We start from the raw sequence: 24,955 nt of genomic DNA on the forward strand, positions 1-24,955 counted from the left end.
TTTTCAAAAATATTCTGAAGAAAGCAAAGATTTTCCTGATCAGAGAGTTTTTAATACGGGAAGCACAGAGTCGATCACGTAATCTGCGTAACCGGTCACTTCCGGCACGCCGGTTTTCATGGCGTAACTGGTTCCTGCCATTTTGAGCATTTCCAGGTCGTTTTGCTGGTCGCCAAAGCAGATACATTCTTCGCGATGGATGCCGAATTTTTCCATAATAACGGCAAGAGCGGAGCCTTTATTGGCGTTGGGCGCGATAAAATCAATCCAGTGCGCAGCTGAAGTGGCAACTCGGATCTTATCTCCGACCCGCTTACGGAAGAAAGGTTCCAAGTTTTTTGTGCCATTAAAGTCACAGATTGCCGCCTTTATGAAAGCTTCGTGGACTTCATATAGATTCGGAGCATAAGTGAGCTGGTTACGCATAGTATTCAGCATATAATCCCAGAACCTTGCATCTTCCGAGTCGGTATAGTAAGTATCTTTGAGAGAAAGAATGCAGTGTCCGGTGTGGAAATGTTCCCGGTATTCGGTGAGGGCATCCAGGATGCAGCGAATCGTCTCGTCAGGAATCCGTCCGGTCGAGAGAACCTCTTCCCGGTAGACACAAAGAGAGCCATTCTCGGCAATATAGGGGATATCAAAACCCAGGGGAGCAAACAGACGGCGGATGCCTGCGTACTGTCTGCCGCTTGCGGCAACAAAAATAATACCTTTGTCGTGAAGGCGTGTGATTTCTTTTAGAATCTCGGCGGGCACTTCCTGTTGATAATCACGAAGGAGCGTGCCGTCTAAGTCGCTTGCAATCAGTTTTATCATATGGTAAACTCCTTTTTAACATAGTTGTAATCCTACGTGGTAAGTATATAACAGAATGGAAAAAAGAGAAAGAAAAAATTACGGATTCCAAATTTTGGGGAAAACATATAATAATAGGTTAGTATTCAGAAGATAGAAGTACAGGAGGAAAGAATCGTGATTATAGGGACACACATGTCTATTGCAAAAGGACTGGTTAAGACGGCGGAGAATGTGGTGAAAATGGAGGCGAATACCATGCAGATTTTCAGCCGCAATCCGCGGGGATCGAATTTTAAAGTGCCGGGTGCTAAGGAAGTGGAAGCATTTCAGAAGATAAGGCACACGCAGAATTTTGGGCCGCTTCTGGCACATGCGCCTTATACGATGAATCTGGCAAGTGCGAAGCCGGAGGTATATGAGTTTGCCTGTACCGTGATTCGGGAAGATGTGGCACGGATGGACGCACTGGGCATAGAGAATCTCGTATTTCACCCGGGGAGCCATACGGGAATCGGAGTGTCCGCCGGAATAGAAAATATAATTGCCGGTCTTGATCAGGCGATTACCGGCAAAGAGAATATCACGGTCCTTTTGGAGACGATGTCGGGAAAAGGGACGGAGATCGGAGATAAGTTCGAGCATCTGAAGGCAATCCGGGATGGGGTCAGCCATCCGGAACGGATCGGCGTCTGTCTGGACACCTGCCATGTTTTTGCGGCAGGGTATGATATCGTGGAAGATTTGGATGGGGTTCTGGAAGAGTTCGATCACGTTTTGGGGCTTGAGCTGCTCCGGACGATTCACTTCAATGACAGTATGATGCCGTTTGGCTCGCATAAGGACAGACACGCACCGATCGGAGAAGGAGAGATCGGCTGGGAAGCGCTTCTTAGGGTGATAGAGCACCCGGCGCTTAGGGATCTGCCATTTTATCTGGAGACCCCGTTCGACGACGCCGGCCATAAAGAAGAAATAAAAACGATTCGTGAGAAACTTTTGAAGAACAACATAGTATGAGCTAAGGAAGATAAATATTTGAAGATATAGACATATTATGATATAATTAGTATATGATGAAAATGGAGGTGAAAGCTATGTTGACATTACAAGAAAATATAAGACCATCTGCTGACTTAAGAAATCATTATAATGAGATTTCAAAGCAGTGCAGAGAAGGTAAAGAAGCAGTGATTATTACAGTAAATGGACGTGGAGATACTGTATCACTTTCATATGAAGAGTATAAAAATATGAAAGCACGTATAGAATTATTGGAAACTCTTGCTGAGGCAGATGAAGATGTGAGAAATGGGCGTGTAGCACCAATCAGGGAAACTTTTGATGATTTGCGTACAATGCTGAAAGGGGAATAATTATGAAATATCATATTATCCGAACTGATACAGCAGATGCAGGCATTAGAAAGATCGTTCTACATGTTGCACAAAATTTTGGCAATGATGTAGCATTAGAAAAGCTGGATGAATTAGAACAAAACATATTGTCTTTAGAAGATACTCCTTATATTGGCACAGATCCCCGGTACCCAATACTAAAAAGGCAAGGATTTAAAGTATTGATATTAGAGAAGGATTTAGTATTCTATAAGATTGATGAGGAACGAAAAGAAGTAACTCTTTATGCTGTTGTCGATCAAAGACAAGACTATTTGAATATAATCCGTGGACTTTAAGCTCCAGGGTGTTTTAATCGGAAGCGGGTCAGAGGAGAGGAAACTCAAGGCAATTTTTTATTGCGCTGTACATTTGACCGTGGTATAATACCAGCGGAGATAGTATTTGAAAGAAGCTATACTCCGTCTGGTTCACTGAATTTCATATAGATATAAGGATATTGTAAGTAAGAGCTTATATTTTTGGTAAAAAAGCAAGACTCAGAAGATACAAGAACCGAAAGGTCCGCAGATACTGGTATATTTAGCGCAGGAGGGTGAGAATAGCCGCTCCATGCGAAGGTGGCAGTGTGTGCCGGGCATTTTGATATGCGTTGCAGTTGAAAGCATTTTCAGGGTCGAGTTGTACCTACTCTGAAAGTGCTTTTTTTACTGCTATGGATACGGAGAACATGTCCGGTCGTATTTTGCCGTCAGGCATACCGGAAGGGAAATGCCTGCGGACATTTCTCCTGACTTTTGGAAAAAGAAAGAGGTGTATGAAATGACAGTAGAGATGTTAAAAGGAAAGATTCACCGTGCAACGGTCACTCAGGCAGAGCTTGACTATGTGGGCAGTATCACGATAGATGAAGAATTGCTGGAAGCAGCCGGGATACTGGAGTACGAGAAGGTACAGATCGTAGATGTGAATAACGGCAGCAGATTTGAGACCTACACAATCTGCGGCAAGAGAGGCAGCGGCATGATCTGTTTAAATGGAGCGGCGGCCCGTTGCGTCAGCGTAGGGGATAAGGTTATCATTATGGCGTATGCAGGGTATGATGCGAAGGAAGCCGGGGCGCATAAGCCGGCAGTTGTTTTCGTAGATGAAGAGAATAAGATCAGCCGGATCACCAGCTATGAAAAGCATGGTCTGCTCAAGGATATGGAATAGGACAGCGAAGCTAAGTAAAGGAGAGAGATAAGATGCAGGTTACAAAGACAGTGGAAGAAACAAGAAGACTGGTAAAAGGGTGGAAACGCGAAGGGAAAACGGTAGGACTTGTGCCGACTATGGGATTCCTTCATGAGGGACATGCGAGCCTGATTAAACGGTGCCGCAAGGAGAACGATATCGTGGTGGTATCCGATTTCGTGAATCCGACCCAGTTCGGACCGAATGAGGATCTGGAAGCGTATCCGCGGGATTTTGAGATGGACAGCCGTCTCTGTGAGAGCCTGGGGTGTGATCTGATCTTCAACCCGGAGCCGGAAGAAATGTACCACGATCCGTGTGCTTATGTGAGCATTGACACGCTGTCTGAGACGCTTTGCGGAAAGACAAGGCCGATTCATTTCAAAGGCGTGTGTACCGTGGTGTCCAAGCTGTTTCATATCGTAGCGCCGGACAGAGCCTATTTTGGACAGAAGGATGCACAGCAGCTTGCAATCATCAGGAAGATGGTGCAGGATCTGAACTTTGATATTGAGATCGTGGGCTGTCCGATCGTGCGGGAGGAGGACGGGCTGGCCAAATCCTCCAGAAATACCTATTTAAGCCCTGAGGAGAGAAAGGCGGCACTTTGCCTGTCAAAAGCGGTAAAATGCGGCAGCGAACTGATCCACGCAGGTATGTTTGCAGAAGAGGTATTAAGCAGGATGCGTGCGGTGATCGAGGCGGAGCCGCTGGCAAAGATTGATTACGTGTCCATGGTAGATGCGCTGACGATGCAGCCGGTCGAAAAGGTTGAGAAAGATGTGCTGGTCGCTATGGCAGTGTATATTGGGAAGACGAGACTGATTGATAATTTTACTGTGAAACATTAACTTCCGGGTAGCCAAAAAGCGCAAACTGCCCCTATCAAGCTATTAAACATTCATTTTGAACTTAGTAGACAGGTCTATGTGGCAACTACAGGAGCCTCCCAGCCAAGTGCTTTTAACTTTTTCAGGTACGCATTGATTTTACGTTCCTTATTGAACTGATTATAGTATTCGGCACCGAGATCTTTGAAAACTACACTATCCTTGAGGATATGATAAATTGCTATCAGCATGGAATGAGCGACAGCAACGTAGGCACGTTTCGGTCCCCGATGTGAACTGATCCGCATAAATTGCGCATAAAAGTAGGACTTTTTATTCTTAACAGCTGCATGCGCACAGGTAATTAAGGTGGTTCGGAGAAGGGCATTCCCTTTCCTTGTTTTACCGGATTTTCGCTTCTTTGCGCTTTCATTGTCTCCGGGACATAGGCCTGCCCATGAAGAAATATGGGCATCCGTGGGAAAACGTTCCATGTCTGTGCCGATCACGGAAATGATTGCCTGAGCGCTGGTATTTCCAATCCCGGTAACATCCTGAATGGCAGCTGATGCTTCCTTTTCCTCCGGCTTCATAAAATTGTCTATCTCACCATCAAGATTCTTGATATGGATATTCAATTCATCCAGATGGTTCAGGAGTTCCTTCATCATCCTGCGCTGAAGCGGGGACATGAAACCATTGAGGTCGTCCACAATCTGCTCCTTTGTTGCTTTGAGATTATGCGCAATAATTTTTTTGTCATACATTTCATCGTACTTTGCACCGTCAATGGATTTACCCGTGAGCAGATATTCGAGGATACTGCGTGCGCTTTTACCATTGATATCGGTGACAGTTCCGGAAAGCTTGATATTTGCACCTTCCAGCATCTTTTGGAGCCGGTTCAGTTCCCGGGTTCGCTCTGCGACAAGGCTTTTGCGGTAGCGGACAAGCTCCCGCAGTTCCCGCTGGTCTTTATCTGGGATATAGCTGGGCCGTAACAGACCATGCTGAAGAAGGTCAGCAATCCATTCAGCATCCTTTACATCCGTTTTTCTCCCGGGAACAGCCTTCATATGGCGGGCATTTACCACCATGGCTTTCAGGTCAGAAGATTCAAGGATGTTATACAGAGGCTTCCAATACGAAGCGGTGCTCTCCATTGCGGTCATTTCACAGCCGCTGTCTTTGAGCCAGTCAGCCAGCATGAGAAGTTCTCTGGTTGTTGCACCAAACTCACGAACTTCCTGCCTGTTGCCTTTTCTAAGGCAGGCAACGATGAGTTTTTTGTGCACATCAATACCACAACAATTGTCGTAAATTTTATCCATCATGATACCTCCGTGGGAAATTTACGGCACGGTTTCCTGTCTGTTATCATTTTACTGTACGTCCTTTTGCCGCAAGCAGCTGGACAGATGGTGGTGCAAATGAGGAAACCTGAAATCAGTTTAGTTAGCGGGCTACAAGCCCAAAGTTAAATCGATCTTTGCCGTTAATACCAGTATAAGTTGCGTCAAAGATAAATTCAATAACCTGTCGTCTGCATAGTTTCATTTATGGTGGTGTCAGGCGTGCGGACATGGGGGTTTAGTTTTGAAGTGTAAATCGTCAAAAATACATGAAATTAATAGCCGAAGGGAAGGCTTGCAGGAGCTTCCGTGAGGTATGCCTGGCAACAAAGAGAAGGTGCGAAAAACCACAGAATAAAATCGTTTTTGCACCTTCTTTTTTTCATTGTCACATGCCTTTTTCCGGTGATATTGTGCAAATTCAATATTCCGGCGTTGTCGCATTTTTATTTGTCTGGAACTGCGGAAGCAGGGACCGCCTCTTCGGCGGGCAGGGCGCTGGTAATCATGCGGACCGGACTGGACTTCTCGATATCCTCCGCAATCTTCTGTGCTTTGAGGAGGATGTCACTGATTTCGGTGTCCTCCGCCTCTTCCGGGGTATAGCAGCGGGCGCTTTCGTCGGGGAAGAGATGATTCTTCAGCTTAAACGCCATCAAAAACGCTTCCAGCTCTTGCTTCAGTGCATCCCGGTAGAATTCAAAATAGAACCGGATCTCCGTTTTCTCGAAATCGGTGCACATACAGCCGCACTGAGTGCCGCGCGTGCGGCTTCTGCGGCGGAAGTATTCGCTATCGCCTGTCACCATGTAGAAAATCTGCACGAGAAGATTTTCTTCGATCTCGTTCTCATATGTAAACCAGTGTTTCCCCAAACTGTCTTTTTGAAGAGATTTCTCATCTATATCGTACTTTTTAAGAAGCTTATGGTAAAGTTTGAGAGCGGATTCCTTTTCTCCGCCTTCCCCGCGTTCCGCGAGGGCTTTGATCTTCAGAAGTTTGGCTTCGATCTTGTTTTCGTCCATGATAATACTCCCCTTAATTTTTGACCATGTCCGAAAGCTGGATTGCTTTCGTGCATAAGTATAGCATACTTTTTTCTATTGCAAAATGGCTAAAACAGGAAAAGATTTCAAAATCTTAAAGTTTTGTTTAGAATTTGTGAATTGGGTTGCAATATCGTGGGAGTAAGGTAAAATAAATGAAAGAAATATTTTGTTCCTAATGCGTAATTTTCAGACAAAAAGAAAAGGGGGATTCATATGACAGCAGATATGATCAAACAGCTTAAGACAATGAAGCAGGCATTGGTCAATGTGGAGATGACTGGGGAGGATGCCGAGGAGAGACAGGTAATTCTGGAAAAGATTGAGGATATCACCAGCTATCTGAAGGATGCCCTCGGAAAAGGAATTGAGTTCTGATGGTGAGGATCAAGGCTTTAATCTTTGATATGGACGGTCTGATCTTTGACTCGGAGAGAGTGGTCCAGCGGACCTGGAATTATGCGGGAGAGAAGCTGGGCTATGGGCGGGTCGGAGAGCATATTTATCATACACTGGGGTTCAATGTGAAACGACGGGAAGCCTATTTTAAGAGTGTATACGGCGAAGACTTCCGAATGGACGAGTTCAACGCGATCACCAGAAAGACATTTTATGATATTGTAGATGTGGAAGGGCTTCCGGTGAAAACCGGTGCGCGGGAGCTTCTGACCTATGCAAAGGAGAAGGGGCTCCTTCTGGGAGTTGCCACTTCTTCGCGGCGGGAATATTCCGTGCGGAATCTGACAAATGCAGGGCTTATGGAGTACTTTGACGGCTGTATTTTCGGCGATATGGTCACCCAGGCGAAGCCGGAACCGGAGATCTATCTGCGGGCCTGCGAGATCGTTGGGGCAAGGCCGAAAGAGAGTATGGCGCTCGAGGATGCGCCGGCTGGGATTCGCTCGGCATATGCGGCGGGAATGTATCCGGTCATGGTGCCTGATTTGGTTCAGCCGGACGAAGAGGTGGAGAGGCTCTGCTATCGGAAGGTGGATTCTCTGTTGGAAGTGATTCCGATTCTGGAGAAGATTTTTGATGCAGAGGCGTAAATAGAAGTGATTCCGGTATTTGATGCGGAACATGTTTGAATAGACGTCTCGCGTATTTTCTTAAGCATATCTGGCAATGAAAAACAGACTGCGGTAGGTAAGGATTACCAGCCGCAGTCTATTTTAAATTGCATATTCTTGCCGGTTCTCGGGTGAGAGAAGGAGAGGCTGCAGGCGCAGAGAGCGACAGAGCAGCGCTCAGAGCTGCCCGGACGGCCCGGGGAGGCTTCCGAAAACGCCGGGTTGTATTTGGTATCGTACAGAAGAGGCGCGCCTGCGCCGGCCATCTGAACCCGAATCTGGTGATGGCGCCCGGTTTTTAGCTGAATCTCCACTTCCGTTACTGTCTGCGGGCGGAAGGCGGGAAGTTCCCTGAGGACCCGGTAGCCAAGTTCGGCTTTTTTTGCGCCGGGCGTATCAGAACTGCAAATGCGGGAGGTGTTGGTGCATCCGTCTTTGACCAGATAATCGCACAGGGTGCCCTGCGCCGGATGGAGAGTGCCGCATGCCAGTGCATGGTAGATTTTTTGGAATTTTCCGGTCTGCATCTGGTGGTTTAGCTGCTTAGCGGCAGAAGGGATCTTGGCGAATACCAGGATTCCTCTTACCGGCTGGTCCAGACGGTGAATGACCGCAAGGTAGGGAGCGCCTGATTGTGTTGCCTTTTTTGGTCCGCAGGGGGCAGGACGCTGACTGGGGGCTGCAAAATGTTGCCTGGTAGAGTCGGAACGCTGATTGGCAGACGCAGGACGCCGGCCGGCAGAAGCCGCAGTTTGAATCAGGTGATTTTTCAGCAGACTTTCCATATCAGGGGTGCGAAAACCTCGGGTCTGTACCGGAGTTCCGGCCGGTTTTACGCAGACGATGATATCGGCGTCTTCATATAAAATATTAATGTTTTCCATGTTGGTATCCTCGCTTATTTATTTCATCCGATAAATGTAATTTTACCTGTAAATGTAATTTGTCCTTGACTTTTGAGAATTGGAAAGTTACACTAGTTTTGATAAGAGGGAGTAGCTTCCATTGAAGGACAAACCGATCGTTCAGTGTAATACGAAATCGTCATCACGATTATTTAAACATAATCCGGTTCGTATTGTCAATTAGCGAGACTTTTATTGCAAATATTTTACGCCCGAAGTGTATGAATGTTGCAATTAAGAGTCTTTTTTTGTTGCATACATACCTAAGTGAAGGTCCAGTGTGCATTCATCTCAGTTGCATAAGAAGCGGGGTATACATTTAGGAAAGAGAGGAAAAAAATTATGATGTATCTGTTACTGATTCTGGGATTTGTACTTTTGATCAAAGGCGCGGATTTCTTTGTGGACGGCAGTTCCAGTGTGGCGAAGCTTTTGAAGGTGCCCACGATCATTATCGGTCTTACGGTGGTGGCGTTCGGGACCAGTATGCCGGAAGCATCGGTAAGTATCACTGCGGCATTAAAGGGGCAGAATTCCCTGGCGGTCAGCAATGTGCTGGGATCGAATATCTTCAACCTTCTGGTCGTTCTGGGATGCAGTGCGCTGATGAGACCGGTGGCTGCAAGCGCAGGAGTACTCAAAAAGGAATTCCCATTTTCGATTCTGATTACAGCTGTTCTTCTGGCTTTAAATTCACAGCTTGCATTTGGTAAAGTGATGTCTGGTGAGGGAGAATTCGTGCTTGGCAGAATGAGCGGAATCATTCTGCTGGTGCTGTTCGTGTGGTTTTTGTTCGATCAGGTGCGAAGCGCATTAAAAGCCCGCAGTGAGGCGTCGGATGAGGAGGTAGAAGTGATGCCTCCGCTTAAAAGTGCGCTTTACATTATTCTTGGACTGGCAGGCATCGTTTGGGGCGGGGATCTTGTGGTGGATTCTGCTACGGAGATTGCTGTACAGTTCGGACTGAGCCAGACGTTTATCGGTCTTACCATTGTGGCGATGGGAACCTCCCTTCCGGAGCTCGTGACCTCCGTGATCGCGGCGAAAAAGGGAGAGAATGACCTGGCACTGGGAAATGTGGTGGGATCAAATATTTTCAATATCCTGCTGATCCTGGGGGCAAGTTCGGCGATTTCTCCGATTACGGTGGATATCAATGCAATTTATGATATGGTCATTTTGATTGTGTTCAGTGTTCTGGTCTACCAATGTGCGAGAAGCAAAAGGGAACTGTCGAAGAAAGAAGGTATCTTGTTTTTGGTAGTCTATGCAGTGTATTTTGGATATATTTATACGAGATAAAAATGAAAATATTTTAAAGAATGGATAGAATATTCTGCGGACATTCATTTCGGCGGAAGGAGTTGGGGAAATGGAGAGGATCAAGGTATGGACGAAGCAGCATGAAAATGTATTAAAAGAGCTCATGAGTACGGGAAGATATACCGCGAAGCGGGACTATATCCGTATGGATCTCAGGGAACATGCGAATTTGGTCCTTGAAGTCTATGACTGGCTGGTGAAAAACGGACCGGACGCGGCAAACAGGCCGGCGGATGTGGAGTATCCGGTGTGGGTTTCGTTTGTGAGTGAGGGGACGATGATGGTGGAGAAGGGGTATCAGATTCTGGAACTGACAATTGAACCTAAGATCATTACCCCGGTGAATATCAGCAAGTGGGGCGCGATTTTGAATTATTCCTATATCCCGGCCGATGAAGCGGATGCCAGGCGTCACTATGAACTGCTTGACATGTACGGGATCGATGATGCCAAAGCCTATATGACACAATTCTATCCCCAGATTAAAAGGGAGATTGTGGACAGTTGGAAGCGATTGTTCGATGAGAAAATCCTGATGGGAAATGATTTGAAATACGGAACGATATGGGAGATTAAAAGAGAATGGCTGACAGATGTAATACAGTAAAATTATATGCATCACAGACGGATGTGGTGGTAGAAGCGCTGCGGCGCGACGGGGTGTGTTATTCGAAAGAGGCATATGTCCGCAGAAAATATCAGGAAAGCGCGCCGATTTTTGTGACGGCGTATTCCTGGTTTGTGGGGAAGGCGCGTGAAATTGTCCCATGCCCTGCAGGGGCTGAGTATCCATACTGGGCTTTCAGGGATTTGTATAGCCTGGATCAGTCCGGCGCGGGCAACGTGCTGGAACTGAGTGTACCAATCGATCAGGCTGTATTTTTTGACGTGATGGATTGGAATAAGATCATGCGCTTAAGTTACATCGGCGCATCGGAAAAAGAGGAGGAAGCCTTTCAGGAGGAAATGCGTGAGCGGGGACTGAATTATAATGATGTGATGCTCACCCAGTTCTATCCGGAATATAAGAAACAGATCATGAAGAGCTGGGACCGCCTGTTCCGTCATCATGATGAGATTAAATCGGGAGATTTTACCGGAACACACAGCGTTCAGGCGGGACTTTGGCAGATTCGGGAAGAATGGGTTGACAAAATCGAAAAATTCAATTAAAATTCTTGGTAATTCCATATGAGAAACGCAAGGAGCGTCCGAATGCATACTAGAAAGGTGGGATTCAGGGCAATCAGATGCGTTTCTGTTTGACAATGAAGAGGAATAGTATATATCGGAAGTGGCACAGAGAGGTTTTGGGGACATGGCGTCGCCTATTCTGTAAGTAAAGAAGAGCGGGCAGGCGCGGTGTGCCGGTTGGTGGGAGAAACTGCATGGAAGATATAGAACCGGCCTTGGAGTCTCTGCATGAAAATGCGGCGTACCCGGCGTTAACGGGGAATGAAGCGAACTGTGTATTGCAGTTAATTAGGGTGGTACCGCCGGCTTTTCGGTCCCTTATAGAGGGATAGAAGAGCCGGCGTTTTGCTTGCTTCTGTCCCGAACGATGATGATATCATATAAATAGAAGGAGAAAAAACAAATGGCAAAGGAAAAGAAATTTGTAGAATCTATCACTTCCCGCGATGTGGATTTCGCGCAGTGGTATACGGATGTGGTCCGTGAGGCAAAGCTCTGTGATTACTCCAGCGTAAAAGGCTGTCTGAATTACCTGCCCAACGGCTATGCGATTTGGGAGAAAGTACAGGCTGATCTGGACAGGAGATTTAAAGAGACCGGCGTGGAGAATGTATATCTGCCGGTTCTGATTCCGGAGAACCTGCTCCAAAAAGAGAGCGATCATATTGAAGGATTCGCTCCCGAGGTGGCGTGGGTGACGAGAGGCGGTATGGAGCGTCTCCAGGAGAAGATGTGTATCCGTCCGACCTCCGAGACCCTGTTCTGCGATCTCTGGTCAAGGACCGTACAGTCCTACCGCGATCTGCCGAAGGTATGGAATCAGTGGTGTTCCGTTCTTCGCTGGGAGAAGACGACCCGTCCGTTCCTGCGTTCCAGAGAGTTCTTATGGCAGGAAGGACATACCATTCATGCAACCTATGAGGAGGCGGAGCAGAGGACCTTAACGATGCTGAGGGTTTACCAGGAGTTCATCAGGGATTCCCTGGCGATTCCGTTCGTATCTGGTCCCAAGACAGAGAGCGAGAAATTTGCGGGAGCACAGGACACCTACACCGTAGAAGCATTGATGCATGACGGTAAAGCACTCCAGTCTGCTACAAGCCATTTCTTCGGAAATGCATTCCCGGACGCTTTTGATATCAAATATTCTGATAAGAACAATGAGCTTCACAGTGTATATGAGACCTCCTGGGGACTTTCTACCCGTATTATTGGCGCGATCATCATGGTTCACGGCGATGACAGCGGTCTGGTACTGCCGCCGAGAATCGCACCGGTCCAGACCCGCGTGATTCCGATCGCACAGCACAAAGAGGGCGTGCTGGAAAAAGCGAACGCACTGACGGAGGCGCTTAAAAAGGCCGGATACAGTGCGAAAATAGATGACTCCGAGAAGAGTCCGGGGTGGAAATTCAGCGAGCAGGAGATGCTGGGAATTCCGACCCGTATCGAGATCGGTCCGAAGGATATTGAGAAGAATCAGGTTGTTGTAGTGCGCCGTGATACCCGTGAGAAGATCGTGGTAGCCATGGACGAGATTGAGACAAAGCTGGGCGAGATTCTGGAGACGATCCAGAAGGATATGTATGACCGCGCGAAGGCTTTCCTGGATGCTCATATTGATACGGCGCTTACTATGGATGAAATGAAAGAGAAGTTCAATGAGAACCGCGGCTTCATCAAAGCGATGTGGTGTGGAGATGAAGTATGCGAAGGCGAGATAAAATATGAGACCGGTGGAGCGTCCACAAGATGCATCTGCAAGGAAGCACCGATTGGAGATACCTGCATTTACTGCGGAAAACCGGCCAAACATCTCGTATATTTTGGAAAAGCATATTAGGAATAATGGTCGTAGTTTAAGCCAGGAGTAGATGAAGTATGATTAAAATAGAGTTGCCCGAAAAGGTAAGCAGAATCATTGCCACCTTGCAGGATCACGGATATGAAGCCTATGCGGTAGGGGGATGTGTGCGGGACAGCATTCTGGGAAGAAAGCCTGAGGATTGGGATATTACGACTTCAGCCACCCCCATGGAAACGAAATCGTTATTTGAACGCACCTTCGACACCGGGATTGAGCACGGAACCGTGACGGTTCTGCTGGAAAGAGAAGGATTCGAAGTCACCACATACCGGGTGGATGGAAAATACGAGGACAGCCGTCATCCCAGCGAGGTGCATTTCACAAGGAGTCTTTCCGAGGACCTTTTGCGCCGGGATTTCACGATTAATGCAATGGCGTACAATGAAAAGGACGGACTGGTCGATATTTTCGGCGGTCTGGAGGATCTGAAGAAGGGCTGCATTCGCTGTGTGGGAAATGCAAAGGAACGCTTCGGCGAAGATGCACTGCGTATTTTGCGGGCAATCCGCTTCTCTGCTCAGCTTGGATTCGAGATTGAAGAAGACACGAAAGAGGCGATACGACTGCTTGCCTGCACCCTTGCGAATATCAGCGCCGAGAGAATTCAGGTGGAGCTTGTAAAGCTTTTGGTATCTCCCCATCCGGAACGAGTCGCACTTGCCTATGAGCTTGGAATTACAAAGGAGATCCTGCCGGAATTTGATGCAATGATGCAGACAGAGCAGGAGACCCCTCATCACTGCTATAATGTAGGAGAGCATACGCTGCATGCCCTGATGGAAATTGCACCGGTGAAGGTTCTTCGGCTTACCATGCTCTTTCACGATATGGGAAAACCGGCGAAGAAGACGGTCGATGAGGATGGCGTGGCGCATTTTAAAGGGCACGCAGCCGTCAGCGCGGAGCTGGCAAAAGAGATCATGCAGCGTTTGAAATTCGATAATGATACGCTCCACAAGGTATCACGCCTGGTGTGGTATCACGACTATCGTATGCACGCAACTTCCCGAAATGTACGGCGCGCCATGCATAAGATTGGAGAAGACATTTTCCCATATTATATGCAGGTAAGAAGGGCGGATACGATGGCGCAGAGCAGCTATCAAAAAGAAGAAAAGCTGGCAAATCTGGATGGAATCGAACAGCTTTATGAAGAGATTCTGGAAAAAAAGCAGTGCGTCTCTTTGAAAGAACTGGCCCTTACCGGAAATGACCTGATTGCAGCAGGATTAAAGCCCGGCCCCCAAATTGGAGAACTGTTGAAAAAGCTTCTGGACGAAGTGATAGAGAATCCCAAGAAGAATGAGAAGGAGTATCTGCTCCGGCTCGTTCAGGAATGGAGCAAACAGCTGGATTAACACATTTTTATTGCGAAGCATACTAAAAAACGTCCGGTGGGCGTTTTTTTAGTTGCCAAGCATACCTGAGTGAACGTCCGGTGGACGTTCATCTCGGTATAAAGATTTCTGTCATGATTTTCCCTGTATCATGCATACATTAGAAAGAACGGTGGGCAGCGCAGAGGACCCGGTCAGGGGCAACTCTGGCTCAGGTCTTACCGGTGTATACGGTAAAACTGCGCTGCTAATTACAGGTTACAGGGGGATGCCATGAAGGATTATGGAGTTAGTGTGCTGGAACAATATGAGATGGAAGTTTTTAGCACCCGCAGGATAAGGGGTGCTGTTTTATGCGATACAGACAGGGGCGTTTTTCTGTTGAAAGAAACCCGGGTGGCGAAGGGGCGTCTCCCGGTGCTGCTGAGCGTGTATGAACTTCTTGGGGAAAACGGATTGGAGCTGGCAGATGCGCCGCTGGCAAACAGGGAAGGGGAGTATGTAAGCTGCGCAGAGGACGGGACTTTCTATATGGTAAAACGATGGTTCTGCGGGCGGGAATGTGATATCCGGCGGGAGGCGGAGCTTTTGGAAGGCGTCCGGCTTTTGGCGAATCTTCACCGCATTCTGCGATTTCCCGGGCGCTCAGACGCGGAGGCAGAGAAACGGGAGAGCTTGAAGGAAGAGTATGAGAGGCACAACCGGGAATTGAGAAAGGTGCGCAGCTTCGTCCGAAAACGTAGTGTAAAAGGGGAATTTGAGACCGTATTTTTGCAGGGCTTTGAGAAAATGTATCTTCCGGCGTCTCTGGCGGCAAAGCGTCTTGAAGGAGAAGGCATCGCGCAGCTTTATGAAGAATTTCAGCGGGAAGGCACCTTTATTCACGGCGATTACAATTATCACAATTTGATGATTTGTCCTCAGGGCATGGCAGTCACTGGATTTGAACGGACCCATCAGGATGTTCAGATGGCAGATTTTTATTATTTTCTGAGAAAGACCATGGAGAAATACCACTATGATGAGAGATTGGGATATCGAATGATGCGTGCGTATGATGACGTGCTGACTTTGGACCGCCCCAAGCGGGATTATCTGGCGGTGCGCCTGGCATATCCGGAGAAATTCTGGAAAATCGTGAATATGTACTATCATTCCAATAAAGCATGGATTCCGGCTAAAAATGTAGAAAAATTACGAAATTCTATTGCACAGTCAGAGGAAAAACGACGTTTCCTGGAAAATTTATTCTCATTTTCAATCTGAGGGCAAAAAGTTATTGCAAGAAACAGGGGTTCCCGCGAATTTCTCTTCTTTTCATTTATCCTGAAGTGGTGTATAATGGAAATAAATATTGTTCCGGCAGACGATTGATGTGGTGGTGCCGGTCAAGAAATCATGGAGGTAAAAGGAGTATGGAAGAATATTTAAAGAGATACCAGGAGTGGTGCGAGAACCCGTATTTTGATGCTGACACCAAGGCTGAGCTCAAAGGAATCGAAGGCAACGACGGAGAGATCAAAGAACGTTTCTACAAAGACCTTGAATTCGGTACCGCAGGGCTCAGAGGAGTGATCGGTGCGGGAACTAACCGTATGAATGTCTATACGGTACGCAAAGCTACTCAGGGTCTTGCAAACTATATCACGAAAAAAGATGCAAAGGACCGCGGAGTCGCGATTGCATACGATTCCCGTCGTATGTCACCGGAATTTGCAGATGAGGCAGCACTGTGCCTTGCGGCGAATGGTATCAAGGCTTACGTATTCGAGAGCCTCCGCCCGACTCCGGAGCTTTCCTTTGCAGTGCGTGAGCTTCACTGCATTGCAGGTATTAATATCACAGCCAGCCATAACCCGCCGGAATACAACGGATACAAGGTATATTGGGAAGACGGCGCGCAGATCACGCCGCCGCACGACAAAGGAATTATGGACGAGGTTCTGGCAGTTACGGATTATACGACCATGAAGACCATGGGACCCCGGGAAGCGAAGGCTGCAGGTCTTTATGAAGTGATCGGACAGGCAATCGACGATGCATACATCGCAAAATTAAAAGAACAGGTCATCCATCAGGATGCCATTGACGCAGTAAAAGATCAGATCAAGATTGTGTACAGCCCGCTTCACGGAACCGGTAATATTCCGGCAAGACGTGTGCTTAAGGAGCTTGGATTTGAGAATGTATATGTAGTAAAAGAGCAGGAACTGCCGGATGGAGAATTCCCGACCGTTTCTTATCCGAACCCGGAAGCAGAGGAAGCATTTGAACTGGGACTTAAGCTGGCGAAAGAGATCGACGCAGATCTGGTACTTGCTACGGATCCGGATGCAGACCGTCTCGGCGTTCGTGTAAAAGATAGGGACGGCGTTTACCACACACTGACCGGTAATATGTCCGGATGCCTTCTGGCTGACTATGAGATCGGACAGAGAAAGGAATTGAACGGAGGTCTTCCGGAAGACGGATATCTGATCAAGACGATCGTAACCTCTAACCTGGCGGATGCAATCGCAAAAGGCTATGGAATCGGGCTGATTGAAGTCCTGACCGGATTCAAGTATATCGGACAGCAGATTCTTGGCTTTGAGACCACCGGAAAGGGACAGTATCTCTTTGGATTTGAGGAGAGCTACGGCTGCCTGATCGGTACTCATGCAAGAGATAAAGATGCGATCGTGGCAACGATGGCTCTGTGTGAGGCAGCGGCATATTATAAGACCAAGGACATGACCCTTTGGGATGCAATGGTAGCGATGTATGAAAAATACGGCTTCTATAAAGACGATATCAAGTCCATCACCATGAAGGGAATCGAGGGTCTGGAGAAGATTCAGAATATCCTTCAGACGCTGAGAGACAACCCGCCGGCAGAGATTGGCGGATACAAGGTGCTGAAAGCAAGAGATTACAAAGCAGATACCATTAAGGATATGGAAAGCGGCGAGGTAGTACCGACCGGACTTCCGTCTTCTAATGTACTGTACTATGATCTGACAGATGATGCATGGGTATGTGTACGCCCATCCGGAACAGAGCCGAAGGTGAAGTTCTACTATGGAATCAAAGGCACCTCTCTGGAGGATGCCGATGCGAGGTCAGCGGAGCTTGGCAAAGCAGTTCTTGCTATGGTAGATAAACTGATGTAGAAACCGCTTGCCAGAGAGGCATTTGCATCAAGAAAAGACATTGTGAATTTAAGGTCCTGCCATTTTTGATGGCAGGGCCTGTTTTGCCCCAGATTTTCCCCATTTTCAGGGAAATATGCTTGACAAAGGACCTAAAAACCGATATAACATTACATAGAGTGTGTCATAGACCTAACACAGGAACTCTGAACTCAGGACAGAATACATGGGGGTATTCGAAGATTATATTACAGGAGGAAATATCCATGAACAAAACAGAATTAGTTGCAGCAATCGCTGAGAATGCAGAAATTTCAAAAAAAGACGCAGAAAAAGCAGTAAAGGCTTTTATTGATGTAGTGACAGATCAGCTTAAGAAGGAAGAAAAAGTTCAGTTAGTAGGATTCGGAACATTTGAAGTAAGCAAGAGAGCAGCAAGAGAAGGAAGAAACCCGCAGACTGGCGGAACCATGAAGATCAATGCCTGCAAAGCGCCGAAGTTCAAAGCCGGCAAAGCATTAAAGGATGCAGTGAACGAGTAATACAGATCGGTTGAATATGCGATGTTTTTGCATTTCCCGAAGTGGGCGTGCCAAAGATATCAGTTGATAGATGTGTGTAATGGAATGGTAGGAGAGCGATGGTGATGTCGCTCTCTATTTTTTACCGGGGAGAAGCCTGCGTGCCGAAGGGGTGTTGGAATTACCAGGCGTTTTCACGGAAGAGCAGATGAAGAGGAGAAGCAGAATGCGGTTAGACAAATTTCTTAAGGTTTCGCGGCTGATCAAGCGACGGACCGTGGCAAATGAAGCATGTGATGCGGGCCGTGTGTTGGTAAATGGCGTGGTGGCCAAGGCATCGCTGAAGGTAAAAAAAGGTGATATCATTGAGATTCAGTTCGGCACAAAGAACGTGAAGGCAGAGGTGCTGGAACTGAAGGATACGACGAAGAAAGAAGAAGCGGGAGAGTTATTCCGTTATCTGTAAGGTGCCTGCTGCGGGGTACAGCAGAGTAGCAATGGCTTAAGCGACGACTGCAAATAGCAGGAAGCTTTGGTTCTAAATTTCGGGAATCTTTCATAGAATAAGTAGAAAGCAGAAAGGTTGGGACAGGGAAGTTGGAAACAAAGCAGATGCCGAAGGTGCAGAATCATAAATTAGTTGTGAACAATAGACAAAGCAGTACAGTGACGGGGGTTTTAGATGTGCTGTCCTTTGATCTGAATGAAATTCTTCTTGAGACAGAACAGGGAATGCTGATGGTGAAGGGGACGGACATGCACGTCAACCGTCTCAGTCTGGAAAAAGGGGAAGTGGATCTTTCCGGGCATATTGACAGTATTGCTTATTCGGATATCCATGCCGGAGCGAAGTCGGGAGAGAATTTCCTGACAAAGCTGTTCCGATAGGCAAAGATGCTGGGAATCGGTGTAGAGTTTGCGGTATTTATTCACGCGGTGCTAAGTGGAATCGTAGTGACGTGCGTGTATTTAAGCCTGCGTGTACTGCGCCGGATCGTGCCCCACGCGCTCTGGGCGGTGAATCTGGAAGATGTGATTTACTGGCTTGGGACCGCATTATACCTTTTTGTGCAAATTTACCATACCAGTGATGGGGTGATAAGATGGTATTGTGCACTAGGTATTGTGCTAGGGGCGTGCACGATTCGTTTTTTACTCTTTTTAGCGCAAAAAATTGCAAAAAAAATGTACGTTTTTATTTTGAAAAAATCGGGAAAAAGTGTTGCGAAATCAAAATAAAACCGATAGAATAAGTTTGTTGATAATGGGTAAGTGAATCGAAAAGTGACGATTACGAAGGGTGAATATAGATATGAGGAGCTTAAAGCCAGAGAGCCGGAATCGGCGTCCGAAGAGCAGGCTTCAGAATCATAAGAGAAGTGTCGTATTGATCAGCCTTATTATTTTCCTGTTAGGCGCAGTGATATTTGCCCAGGGTATGTCTCTGCGGGAGAGAAATAAGGCGTACAAAGCACAGGAGGCGGAGCTGATGGCTCAGCTTGATGAGGAGAAGGAACGTTCGGAAGAGATTGATCAGTTAAAAGAGTACGTAGGTACAGATGAATACATAGAAGATGTTGCAAGAGAGAAGCTGGGTCTGGTTCATGAGAACGAGATTCTGTTTCGGGCAGAACAATAGATCAGGCAGGTGCAGATCTCAGGAAGGGATCGGTCGTGCCGGGAAAGAGACAAAAGATGAGCTTTGGAAGAGATTTCCGGAGCTCTTTTTCTTTATTTCACAGGAAATATAAGGGGGAGTCGCAGATGGACAAGGATTATAAGGGGCAGGAGGTCATGGTCAACCCATATGTAGCACAGGCGGACCGATTTGCTTCCTCTCTCCGCCATTTGGCAGATACATTTTTAAAAATGGAGGGGCCAAGGGAGACATTTACCCGGGAAGAGACCCGGGACATGTTCGATGAGGTGACGGGAAAAGTGTGCGCCCTCTGCAAGAATAAGGAAAGCTGTCTGAAAAAAGACCGGGAACAGGTATATGAGCTGATGTATGAGATTCTCTGCACGGTGGAGGAATATGGTAGCGGACTTAATGTGGAGATGAAGCGGAAGCTGCAAAAAAGGTGCATACTTGCGCCTCGTTTTTTGCGGGAAACACTGGGCGTATTCGGCGAGGCGAAAAAAATGCTTGCCTGGAATAATAAGATGGTGCAAAGCCGGGAAGGCTGCGCGGTCCAGCTCAACGCATTTGCGCAGATGATACGCCATGCGACGCGGGAGCTTGACGCCAGTATTTTTACGGATACTCCGATGGAGAAGCGAATCAGGGCACAGATGAAAAAAGAAGGGGTGAGGCTGCTCAGCTCTGTTTTTTTTGTAAATGCCAGGGGGAGATATGAGATTCATCTGACGGTGCGTCCGGAAAAAGGTATTTGTATGACGACAAGAGCGCTGGCAAGGGCGCTCTCTGCGTGTGTCAAGCGGCGTATGGTGCCGGCGAAAGAGGAACGCCCGGTTCTGGCGCAGGAATACTGTACAGTCGTGTTCGTGGAAGGACCGGGGTTCTATACGCTTCAGGGGGTGGCGCGGATCGGAAAAGGCTGCGAGAAGATATCCGGTGACAGCTTTTTGATGACCGAGCTTCCCGGCGGACAGGAAGCGGCGATCCTTTCGGACGGAATGGGAGCGGGGGAAGAGGCCGGCCGGGAAAGCGCCATGGTGGTTGAGATGCTGGAGGAGCTTCTGATGGCCGGATTTCCCAGGCAGACGGCGCTTCAGATGCTGAACACGGCGCTTGTGATGGGACGCGAGGAGGTCTGCTTTTCCACGCTTGACATGTGCGTTTTCGACCTGTACAGCGGCGTGTGCGAGTTTGTAAAGGCAGGGGCTGCAACGACTTTTGTGCGCCATGGGGACAAGATAGAGCATATTTATTCGGAAAGCCTGCCCCTTGGAGTGGTGCAGAAACAGAAAATCGAGGAGGCAAGTATTAAGCTAAAGTCCGGAGACCTGGTGGTCATGGTAACGGACGGGGTGCTTGATGCACTCCCGGCAGGGGAGCAGGAGTATTTGCTGGATCTGATGCTGCGCTCGTCAGAGCAGGAGAATCCGAAGGAACTGGCGCATGAGATTTTGGAGAAGGTTCTGGAGCTGGGGCAGGAAGAACCGCTTGACGATATGACGGTTTTGGTGGCGGGAATCTGGGATTTGTGTTAAGATAGATGACAGAAAAACAGAGGATAAAATCATGGTTCATACGGTAAAAGAATATATACAGAGATATCATATGCTGGCAAAGGACGATGTCGTGATTGCCGGAGTCTCCGGAGGCGCAGATTCTATGTGCCTTCTTTTGGTGCTGGAAGAGCTGGCAGGGCAGATGGATTTCAGGCTGGCTGTGGTGCATGTCAATCATATGCTGCGCGGAGCTGATGCGGACGCAGATGAAAGGTATGTGGCCGCATTTTGCAGTAAGAGAGGGATTCCGTTCGAAGCATTTCACGTGGACGTGTCACTGCTTGCAAAGGAGAGAGGACTGTCTTTTGAGGAGGCAGGGCGCATGGCGAGACGGGAGGCGTTTCTTCAGGCAGCCGGAGAATATGGGGAGAGGAAGGGAAAGGTGCGCATCGCTCTGGCGCATCACCGGGAAGATAATGCGGAGACCTTTCTTATGAATCTGGCGAGAGGCAGCAGGCTTAAGGGGCTTGGGGGGATCAGTCCGGTAAATGGAATGTGGATTCACCCGCTTTTGTGTGTGGGAAGAGAGGAAATTGAGAAATTTCTGGAAGAAAAAAAGGTGTCTTATTGTATGGATGCCACAAACCTGGAAGATACTTATACGAGGAACCGCATTCGCAGGAATGTCCTGCCGGTTCTGACAGAACAGGTCAACAACCGTGCAGTGGAGCATATGAACGGCGCCATAGAGCAGCTTCGTGAGGTTTGGAGGTATCTGGAAGGGCAGACGAAAGAAGCATACCGGGAGTGCGTAAGGACAGAAGAAGAGCATAAAATTCTGCTGGAAACGGTATTTCTGGCATTAGATGAAGTGATTCAGTCCATGGTGCTGTATCATTTGCTGGAAGATATGGCTGGTCAGGCGAAGGATATCGAGGAGCGTCATGTACACGCCTTGCGGGAGCTGATGGACAAACAGACCGGGAGAGCGATCAATCTTCCTTACGGAATGCGGGCCTTAAGGGTATACGATGGCATAGAGATCTGGCGGGAAAAAGAGGGGAAGGACAAGGCGGAGTCTTTGGAGGCAGAGGAACTGAAAATAGAGATCGGACCGGGAGAGGCAGAAGAGTATCACTTTAAGGAACGGACGATTCTTGTGCGGGTTTTTCCGCGTCCCAAGACAGATTTGGATATCCCGAAAAAAACATACACGAAATGGTTTGATTATGGTATAATAGAACAAGGTCTAACTATACGTACCCGCAGGGCGGGGGATCAGCTGGTTATCGACAGGAACGGAAGTTCCAAGAAGCTTAAGAAACTGCTGATCGATGAGAAGATTCCTTCGCGCAGGCGCGATGAGATTCTTCTGGCAGCGGACGGCAGCCGGATTCTGTGGGCCGTGGGCGTCCGCCAGAGTATGGCGTATCAGGTGACACAGCATACGAAAAATATTTTGGAAATTACGATTAGATAAGCGGAGGTATGGAAGATGTCTGAGACAGTAAAGGTATTAATCCCGGAGGAAGAGGTTTATGCCAGAGTGCGGGAACTGGGAAAGAAGATCAGTGAGGATTATGCGGGGAAGCAGGTGCATTTGATCTGTGTTTTAAAGGGCGGCGTGTTCTTTATGTGCGAGCTTGCCAAACGTATCGAAGTGCCGGTTTCCATGGATTTCATGAGTGTGAGCAGTTATGGCGACGGGACGCAGTCAAGTGGAATCGTGAAGATCGCAAAGGATCTTGATGAATCCCTGGAGGGAAAGGACGTGCTGATTGTGGAGGATATCGTGGATTCAGGACGTACCTTATATTATCTGATGGATATTTTAAAGAAGAGGGGACCGAAGAGTCTGCGCTTATGCACCCTGCTGGACAAGCCGGACCGCCGCGTGCGCGACGTGAAGGTGGACTATGTCGGATTTGAGATTCCCGACGAGTTCGTGGTCGGCTTCGGGCTGGATTATGCGCAAAAATATAGAAACCTGCCGTACATTGGCGTTGTGCAGTTATAGCAGGTTGGAAGGAGCAGTTCATTGAATAATCATAAGTCAAGAGGAATCAGCGGGCTCACGATTCTTTTATGCGTCGTGATGCTTTATGGAGTCTGGTTTTTTATGAACCAGTCTCAGAGTCAGGAGAATGCTTATACGTATCAGGCTCTGCAGAAGGATCTGAAAGCGGGCCGGGTGAAGAGCGTGGAGATCAGGCAGAATAAAGTGGCCCCGACCGGTACACTTCGTATTGATTTCGGGGAGAATGTGTTTAAGGAACTGAATGTGTCGGACGTAGGGAAAGTGGAGGAACTTTTGGATTCCTACGACGTACCCTGTTTCGTGTACGATGTTCCGCAGGACAGCTGGGTGACTTCCTGGCTTCCCACTCTGGTCACGATTGGAGCATTCGTTTTCCTGTTCATGATGATGAATCGCCAGGGAGGCGCCAACGCCAAGGCGATGAATTTTGGAAAGAGCCGTGCCAGGATGAGTACGGAGGCGGATAACCATATTAATTTTGATCAGGTCGCGGGCCTGAAGGAAGAGAAGGAAGATCTGGAGGAAATCGTGGATTTCCTGAAAGCGCCGGGCAAATATATCCAGGTCGGAGCGAGGATCCCCAAGGGTGTTCTTTTGGAGGGGCCTCCAGGAACCGGTAAGACCTTGCTCGCAAAGGCGGTGGCAGGAGAGGCACACGTTCCGTTCTTCACCATCTCCGGTTCCGATTTTGTGGAGATGTTCGTGGGCGTGGGCGCGTCCCGTGTCCGTGATCTGTTTGAAGATGCGAAGAGAAATGCACCGTGTATTATTTTCATCGATGAGATCGATGCGGTGGCCAGAAGACGTGGAACCGGTATGGGCGGCGGCCATGATGAGAGGGAGCAGACTCTGAATCAGCTTCTTGTGGAGATGGACGGATTCGGAGTCAACGAAGGTATCATCGTGATGGCAGCGACGAACCGTGTGGATATTCTGGACCCGGCGATTTTGCGTCCGGGACGTTTTGACCGGAAGGTGATGGTCGGCCGTCCGGATATACAGGGAAGATACGAGATCCTGCAGGTACATGCCAAGGGAAAACCGCTGGGAGAGGATGTGGACCTTCAGCAGATCGCGCAGACAACGGCTGGATTTACCGGGGCAGACCTTGAGAATCTGCTCAATGAAGCGGCAATCCTGGCGGCGAAGGAAGGCAGAGTTTATCTGCAGCAGGCGGATATACGTCACGCATTTATCAAGGTGGGAATCGGTTCGGAGAAAAAGAGCCGCGTGATCTCTGAGAAGGAGAAACGGATCACGGCCTATCATGAGGCGGGGCATGCGATCCTGTTCCATGTATTGCCGGATGTGGGACCGGTATACAGCGTATCGATCATCCCGACAGGGGTGGGCGCGGCAGGGTATACGATGCCGCTTCCGGAGAAGGATGAGATGTTCAATACCAAGGGCAAGATGCTTCAGGATATCACGGTGGCGCTGGGCGGAAGAGCGGCTGAGGAGCTGATCTTTGACGATATTACGACAGGGGCTTCTCAGGATATCAAGCAGGCGACGGCCTACGCCAAATCCATGGTGACAAAGTTCGGTATGTCCGAGCGGCTGGGACTTGTCAATTATGATAATGACAGCGATGAGGTGTTTATCGGACGGGATCTGGCTCATGCCTCCAGGGGATATGGGGAGCAGATTGCGACCACCATTGATCTGGAAGTGAAGCGGATCATTGATGAATGCTATATCAAAGCGAAAGATATAATAAAGGAACACGAAAATGTATTGGAAGCCTGTGCAAAGCTTTTGCTTGAGAAGGAAAAGATTACGAGGGAAGAATTTGAAGCGTTGTTCGTGTAGAA

Annotated in this window: 28 protein-coding genes; 24 read left to right on the top strand and 4 right to left on the bottom strand. The window is 48.1% G+C overall.

The genetic code is table 11. From position 1 onward, the window contains the following. Nucleotides 1–39 precede the first annotated feature (39 nt). Nucleotides 40–819 carry an HAD family hydrolase gene (locus tag ABXS75_04430; GenBank protein ID XCP86061.1) on the bottom strand — a complete coding sequence of 260 codons (780 nt, stop codon included), beginning with the start codon at nt 817–819 and terminating at the stop codon, nt 40–42. Between the two features lie 153 nt (nt 820–972). On the opposite strand from ABXS75_04430, the gene ABXS75_04435 reads away from it, so the two are divergent. The 5 genes from ABXS75_04435 (at nt 973) to panC (ending at nt 4,243) form a co-directional block, all read left to right on the top strand. After that, nucleotides 973–1,818, top strand: coding sequence for a deoxyribonuclease IV (locus ABXS75_04435; GenBank protein ID XCP87083.1), 846 nt, complete (start codon nt 973–975; stop codon nt 1,816–1,818). A 77-nt stretch (nt 1,819–1,895) separates the two neighbouring features. Beyond that, the gene (locus tag ABXS75_04440) at nt 1,896–2,174 is read left to right on the top strand and encodes a type II toxin-antitoxin system Phd/YefM family antitoxin (GenBank protein XCP86062.1); all 279 of its coding nucleotides are present in this window, start codon (nt 1,896–1,898) and stop codon (nt 2,172–2,174) included. 2 nt (nt 2,175–2,176) lie between these two features. After that, a complete protein-coding gene (locus tag ABXS75_04445; GenBank protein XCP86063.1) occupies nt 2,177–2,494 on the top strand; it encodes a type II toxin-antitoxin system RelE/ParE family toxin in 318 nt (105 codons plus the stop codon). Nucleotides 2,495–2,978: 484 nt separating this feature from the next. After that, nucleotides 2,979–3,371, top strand: a complete 393-nt coding sequence (panD, locus tag ABXS75_04450; GenBank protein ID XCP86064.1) for an aspartate 1-decarboxylase — start codon at nt 2,979–2,981, stop codon at nt 3,369–3,371. Nucleotides 3,372–3,403: 32 nt separating this feature from the next. After that, entirely contained in the window at nt 3,404–4,243 is an 840-nt protein-coding gene (gene panC, locus ABXS75_04455; GenBank protein XCP86065.1) for a pantoate--beta-alanine ligase, read from the top strand. Nucleotides 4,244–4,317: 74 nt separating this feature from the next. Here panC and ABXS75_04460 read toward each other — a convergent pair whose 3' ends face one another. Both ABXS75_04460 and ABXS75_04465 read right to left on the bottom strand, forming a co-directional pair. Then, complete coding sequence (locus tag ABXS75_04460; GenBank protein ID XCP86066.1) at nt 4,318–5,556, bottom strand: IS110 family transposase; 1,239 nt, start codon at nt 5,554–5,556, stop codon at nt 4,318–4,320. Nucleotides 5,557–6,020: 464 nt separating this feature from the next. After that, a complete protein-coding gene (locus tag ABXS75_04465; GenBank protein XCP86067.1) occupies nt 6,021–6,599 on the bottom strand; it encodes a hypothetical protein in 579 nt (192 codons plus the stop codon). 237 nt (nt 6,600–6,836) lie between these two features. Between ABXS75_04465 and ABXS75_04470 the strand changes: the two genes are divergently transcribed. Together ABXS75_04470 and ABXS75_04475 are read left to right on the top strand one after the other, a co-directional pair. Beyond that, nucleotides 6,837–6,998, top strand: coding sequence for a hypothetical protein (locus tag ABXS75_04470; protein ID XCP86068.1), 162 nt, complete (start codon nt 6,837–6,839; stop codon nt 6,996–6,998). Next, complete coding sequence (locus tag ABXS75_04475) at nt 6,998–7,669, top strand: HAD family phosphatase (GenBank protein ID XCP86069.1); 672 nt, start codon at nt 6,998–7,000, stop codon at nt 7,667–7,669. Before ABXS75_04470 ends, ABXS75_04475 begins: the two co-directional genes overlap by 1 nt. Before the next feature lie 104 nt (nt 7,670–7,773). Here the strand turns inward: ABXS75_04475 and ABXS75_04480 are convergent, their stop codons facing one another. Further along, on the bottom strand, nt 7,774–8,574 hold the full coding sequence (locus ABXS75_04480) for an RluA family pseudouridine synthase (protein XCP86070.1): 801 nt from the start codon (nt 8,572–8,574) through the stop codon (nt 7,774–7,776). A 363-nt stretch (nt 8,575–8,937) separates the two neighbouring features. Here ABXS75_04480 and ABXS75_04485 point away from each other — a divergent pair, with 363 nt between their 5' ends. The 17 genes from ABXS75_04485 (at nt 8,938) to ftsH (ending at nt 24,953) form a co-directional block, all read left to right on the top strand. Beyond that, on the top strand, nt 8,938–9,897 hold the full coding sequence (locus ABXS75_04485) for a calcium/sodium antiporter (protein XCP86071.1): 960 nt from the start codon (nt 8,938–8,940) through the stop codon (nt 9,895–9,897). Nucleotides 9,898–9,967: 70 nt separating this feature from the next. After that, nucleotides 9,968–10,525 (top strand): DUF3841 domain-containing protein, encoded by a 558-nt coding sequence (locus ABXS75_04490; protein ID XCP86072.1) that lies wholly within the window; start codon nt 9,968–9,970, stop codon nt 10,523–10,525. Continuing rightward, nucleotides 10,501–11,091: a DUF3841 domain-containing protein gene (locus ABXS75_04495; GenBank protein ID XCP86073.1), complete on the top strand. Its 591-nt coding sequence runs from the start codon at nt 10,501–10,503 to the stop codon at nt 11,089–11,091. Before ABXS75_04490 ends, ABXS75_04495 begins: the two co-directional genes overlap by 25 nt. A 215-nt stretch (nt 11,092–11,306) precedes the next feature. After that, nucleotides 11,307–11,444 carry a hypothetical protein gene (locus ABXS75_04500; protein ID XCP86074.1) on the top strand — a complete coding sequence of 46 codons (138 nt, stop codon included), beginning with the start codon at nt 11,307–11,309 and terminating at the stop codon, nt 11,442–11,444. Between the two features lie 71 nt (nt 11,445–11,515). Further along, complete coding sequence (gene proS / locus ABXS75_04505) at nt 11,516–12,955, top strand: proline--tRNA ligase (protein ID XCP86075.1); 1,440 nt, start codon at nt 11,516–11,518, stop codon at nt 12,953–12,955. Nucleotides 12,956–12,996: 41 nt separating this feature from the next. After that, complete coding sequence (locus ABXS75_04510; GenBank protein ID XCP87084.1) at nt 12,997–14,337, top strand: CCA tRNA nucleotidyltransferase; 1,341 nt, start codon at nt 12,997–12,999, stop codon at nt 14,335–14,337. Between the two features lie 252 nt (nt 14,338–14,589). Next, nucleotides 14,590–15,582: a phosphotransferase gene (locus ABXS75_04515; protein ID XCP86076.1), complete on the top strand. Its 993-nt coding sequence runs from the start codon at nt 14,590–14,592 to the stop codon at nt 15,580–15,582. Between the two features lie 149 nt (nt 15,583–15,731). Then, complete coding sequence (locus tag ABXS75_04520; GenBank protein ID XCP86077.1) at nt 15,732–17,468, top strand: phospho-sugar mutase; 1,737 nt, start codon at nt 15,732–15,734, stop codon at nt 17,466–17,468. A gap of 68 nt (nt 17,469–17,536) precedes the next feature. After that, complete coding sequence (locus ABXS75_04525; protein ID XCP86078.1) at nt 17,537–17,989, top strand: HU family DNA-binding protein; 453 nt, start codon at nt 17,537–17,539, stop codon at nt 17,987–17,989. Nucleotides 17,990–18,194: 205 nt separating this feature from the next. Further along, the gene (locus ABXS75_04530) at nt 18,195–18,434 is read left to right on the top strand and encodes an RNA-binding S4 domain-containing protein (GenBank protein XCP86079.1); all 240 of its coding nucleotides are present in this window, start codon (nt 18,195–18,197) and stop codon (nt 18,432–18,434) included. 131 nt (nt 18,435–18,565) lie between these two features. Next, complete coding sequence (yabP, locus tag ABXS75_04535; GenBank protein ID XCP86080.1) at nt 18,566–18,856, top strand: sporulation protein YabP; 291 nt, start codon at nt 18,566–18,568, stop codon at nt 18,854–18,856. A 6-nt stretch (nt 18,857–18,862) separates the two neighbouring features. After that, nucleotides 18,863–19,207: a spore cortex biosynthesis protein YabQ gene (gene yabQ, locus ABXS75_04540; GenBank protein XCP86081.1), complete on the top strand. Its 345-nt coding sequence runs from the start codon at nt 18,863–18,865 to the stop codon at nt 19,205–19,207. A gap of 73 nt (nt 19,208–19,280) precedes the next feature. Beyond that, the gene (locus ABXS75_04545) at nt 19,281–19,607 is read left to right on the top strand and encodes a septum formation initiator family protein (protein ID XCP86082.1); all 327 of its coding nucleotides are present in this window, start codon (nt 19,281–19,283) and stop codon (nt 19,605–19,607) included. Between the two features lie 125 nt (nt 19,608–19,732). Then, a complete protein-coding gene (locus tag ABXS75_04550; GenBank protein XCP86083.1) occupies nt 19,733–21,142 on the top strand; it encodes a SpoIIE family protein phosphatase in 1,410 nt (469 codons plus the stop codon). A 31-nt stretch (nt 21,143–21,173) separates the two neighbouring features. Beyond that, nucleotides 21,174–22,583: a tRNA lysidine(34) synthetase TilS gene (gene tilS / locus ABXS75_04555; protein XCP86084.1), complete on the top strand. Its 1,410-nt coding sequence runs from the start codon at nt 21,174–21,176 to the stop codon at nt 22,581–22,583. A gap of 15 nt (nt 22,584–22,598) precedes the next feature. Further along, nucleotides 22,599–23,120: a hypoxanthine phosphoribosyltransferase gene (hpt, locus tag ABXS75_04560; GenBank protein XCP86085.1), complete on the top strand. Its 522-nt coding sequence runs from the start codon at nt 22,599–22,601 to the stop codon at nt 23,118–23,120. 21 nt (nt 23,121–23,141) lie between these two features. Further along, nucleotides 23,142–24,953: an ATP-dependent zinc metalloprotease FtsH gene (ftsH, locus tag ABXS75_04565; protein ID XCP86086.1), complete on the top strand. Its 1,812-nt coding sequence runs from the start codon at nt 23,142–23,144 to the stop codon at nt 24,951–24,953. Nucleotides 24,954–24,955 lie beyond the last annotated feature (2 nt).

The sequence above is a fragment of the Roseburia hominis genome (assembly GCA_040702975.1).
Taxonomy (GTDB): domain Bacteria; phylum Bacillota; class Clostridia; order Lachnospirales; family Lachnospiraceae; genus Allocoprococcus; species Allocoprococcus hominis_A.

Bases quoted from the DNA above. Each gene is read 5' to 3' on its own strand.
- ABXS75_04430 (XCP86061.1), bottom strand. From the start codon at position 819: ATGATAAAACTGATTGCAAGCGACTTAGACGGCACGCTCCTTCGTGAT.
- ABXS75_04440 (XCP86062.1), top strand. From the start codon at position 1,896: ATGTTGACATTACAAGAAAATATAAGACCATCTGCTGACTTAAGAAAT.
- ABXS75_04445 (XCP86063.1), top strand. From the start codon at position 2,177: ATGAAATATCATATTATCCGAACTGATACAGCAGATGCAGGCATTAGA.
- panD (XCP86064.1), top strand. From the start codon at position 2,979: ATGACAGTAGAGATGTTAAAAGGAAAGATTCACCGTGCAACGGTCACT.
- panC (XCP86065.1), top strand. From the start codon at position 3,404: ATGCAGGTTACAAAGACAGTGGAAGAAACAAGAAGACTGGTAAAAGGG.
- ABXS75_04460 (XCP86066.1), bottom strand. From the start codon at position 5,556: ATGATGGATAAAATTTACGACAATTGTTGTGGTATTGATGTGCACAAA.
- ABXS75_04465 (XCP86067.1), bottom strand. From the start codon at position 6,599: ATGGACGAAAACAAGATCGAAGCCAAACTTCTGAAGATCAAAGCCCTC.
- ABXS75_04470 (XCP86068.1), top strand. From the start codon at position 6,837: ATGACAGCAGATATGATCAAACAGCTTAAGACAATGAAGCAGGCATTG.
- ABXS75_04475 (XCP86069.1), top strand. From the start codon at position 6,998: ATGGTGAGGATCAAGGCTTTAATCTTTGATATGGACGGTCTGATCTTT.
- ABXS75_04480 (XCP86070.1), bottom strand. From the start codon at position 8,574: ATGGAAAACATTAATATTTTATATGAAGACGCCGATATCATCGTCTGC.
- ABXS75_04485 (XCP86071.1), top strand. From the start codon at position 8,938: ATGATGTATCTGTTACTGATTCTGGGATTTGTACTTTTGATCAAAGGC.
- ABXS75_04490 (XCP86072.1), top strand. From the start codon at position 9,968: ATGGAGAGGATCAAGGTATGGACGAAGCAGCATGAAAATGTATTAAAA.
- ABXS75_04495 (XCP86073.1), top strand. From the start codon at position 10,501: ATGGCTGACAGATGTAATACAGTAAAATTATATGCATCACAGACGGAT.
- ABXS75_04500 (XCP86074.1), top strand. From the start codon at position 11,307: ATGGAAGATATAGAACCGGCCTTGGAGTCTCTGCATGAAAATGCGGCG.
- proS (XCP86075.1), top strand. From the start codon at position 11,516: ATGGCAAAGGAAAAGAAATTTGTAGAATCTATCACTTCCCGCGATGTG.
- ABXS75_04515 (XCP86076.1), top strand. From the start codon at position 14,590: ATGAAGGATTATGGAGTTAGTGTGCTGGAACAATATGAGATGGAAGTT.
- ABXS75_04520 (XCP86077.1), top strand. From the start codon at position 15,732: ATGGAAGAATATTTAAAGAGATACCAGGAGTGGTGCGAGAACCCGTAT.
- ABXS75_04525 (XCP86078.1), top strand. From the start codon at position 17,537: ATGGCAGGGCCTGTTTTGCCCCAGATTTTCCCCATTTTCAGGGAAATA.
- ABXS75_04530 (XCP86079.1), top strand. From the start codon at position 18,195: ATGCGGTTAGACAAATTTCTTAAGGTTTCGCGGCTGATCAAGCGACGG.
- yabQ (XCP86081.1), top strand. From the start codon at position 18,863: ATGCTGGGAATCGGTGTAGAGTTTGCGGTATTTATTCACGCGGTGCTA.
- ABXS75_04545 (XCP86082.1), top strand. From the start codon at position 19,281: ATGAGGAGCTTAAAGCCAGAGAGCCGGAATCGGCGTCCGAAGAGCAGG.
- ABXS75_04550 (XCP86083.1), top strand. From the start codon at position 19,733: ATGGACAAGGATTATAAGGGGCAGGAGGTCATGGTCAACCCATATGTA.
- tilS (XCP86084.1), top strand. From the start codon at position 21,174: ATGGTTCATACGGTAAAAGAATATATACAGAGATATCATATGCTGGCA.
- hpt (XCP86085.1), top strand. From the start codon at position 22,599: ATGTCTGAGACAGTAAAGGTATTAATCCCGGAGGAAGAGGTTTATGCC.